The 1,460-nt window shown below is 38.8% G+C and carries 2 protein-coding genes; one reads left to right on the top strand and one right to left on the bottom strand.

The window, feature by feature from the left end:
• The first annotated feature begins 263 nt into the window (after positions 1-263).
• Positions 264-950 (top strand): hypothetical protein, encoded by a 687-nt coding sequence (locus ACHUFI_RS22405; RefSeq protein WP_394253216.1) that lies wholly within the window; start codon positions 264-266, stop codon positions 948-950.
• A gap of 27 nt (positions 951-977) precedes the next feature.
• Here the strand turns inward: ACHUFI_RS22405 and ACHUFI_RS22400 are convergent.
• A partial coding sequence (locus tag ACHUFI_RS22400) for a transposase (protein ID WP_394253214.1) occupies positions 978-1,460 on the bottom strand: 483 nt, incomplete at its 5' end.

Raw genomic sequence — 1,460 nt, 5'->3', positions numbered from 1 at the left:
CACTAATTATGGCTCTGGCTTTTAGCTAACCCACGATATTGGAGGCTAGCACCTCGTGGGGGTCATTATGTCTAGCTTACCGAGTATTTCATTTCGCGAACTAGTGTGAACTTGATTTCTGTCTAAACTTGAATTGCTTCAATGATATAGGATTAAGTAGTTAAATTAATTACGGAAAATTAGAGTAAAGGTCGATGGAACGAACAAAATCTTGGCTTTATATACCATTGTTAGGCTTGTTAAACGTCTCAGTGGGTTACTTCATGACTAGATTTCTAGACTCATTAGTTGGTGAAGAGGTAACTAGCCTAAATGAAATTCCAATATCTTCGGTTCATTGGATTCGCTATATACCAGCAATTTTTATCGGTGTACTTGTCAGTGTTTTCATTTTTTACTTATGCAAGAATTTGAGAGCTGCGCGATATACTAAGTATCTAGCTTACATAGCATCTTCGTTGGTGGTTATTTGCGTTTTTCTCTCCGGAACTTGGTATAAAGACCCTATTTACACTTTGATTTTCCCCGAAGATGATTACTATGTCCCGGAAAAATCTAATTTCTTAAGTTCTGATGGTACAGCTCTGATCTGGACGGATGAATGCGTCCAGTCTGGGCGAATAGTATATTGTTACGTTAATTTAAAAAACTTATCAGATAAAGATCGTACAGTATCGGTTGATACAGGGGATACATTTATAATTACCGGTGAAAAGGCTCATGTTAGAGCTGAGTCGGCGGGGAAATTAGGTAATCAGAAAAGAAGCAGAATATATAAAAGCGTTACAGCTCCTAAAAATATGACCATTGTTTATGGATTGAAATTTGAGCTACCAGAGCCCACTAATTACGCAACTATACCTAACTTACGGATAAGTATGACTATCTCAGGTTATAGTGATATTTACTCTATGAGCAATCGTCCGCTCAAAGAGGTTACAGGTCATTAAGCTAACAAGAGACTATGGCGTCAATAGTTAATTTTTGGCGCTATTCTTATCCCACATCACCCCACCTCTTAGCATTGAATTAAGTATTACAACCATCTTTCTCATACAGGCAACGATCGCGACTTTTTTCGGTTTCCCTGCCGCAAGCAATCGTTCATAAGTCGCCTTAAAAACTGGGTTACATTGGATAGCAGACATCATTGCCATATACATAACGGTTCTAACTTGATGTCGACCTCCTTTTATCATCCGCTTGCCTTTAAAGTGGCCACTTTCTCTTGTTATAGGTGCGACGCCAATGAGAGAAGAAGCTTGTTTGTTAGTGATAAAACCCAGCTCGGGCACATTGCTAATTAGGGAGGCAGCTAGAATTTTTCCAACGCCTGGCATGCTTTGGAGAATCGTACTTTTTGCTTGATACTCAGGACAGCTCTCAATCAGTTTTGCTATCTTTGCTTCTACTTTTTCAATCTGATTTTTTAGAGCGGTAAGAATCGGGGTAATAGTAGA

Source organism: Vibrio profundi (genome assembly GCF_043642225.1).
GTDB lineage: Bacteria > Pseudomonadota > Gammaproteobacteria > Enterobacterales > Vibrionaceae > Vibrio > Vibrio profundi_A.
This window is presented reverse-complemented; position numbering and strand designations above follow the sequence as displayed.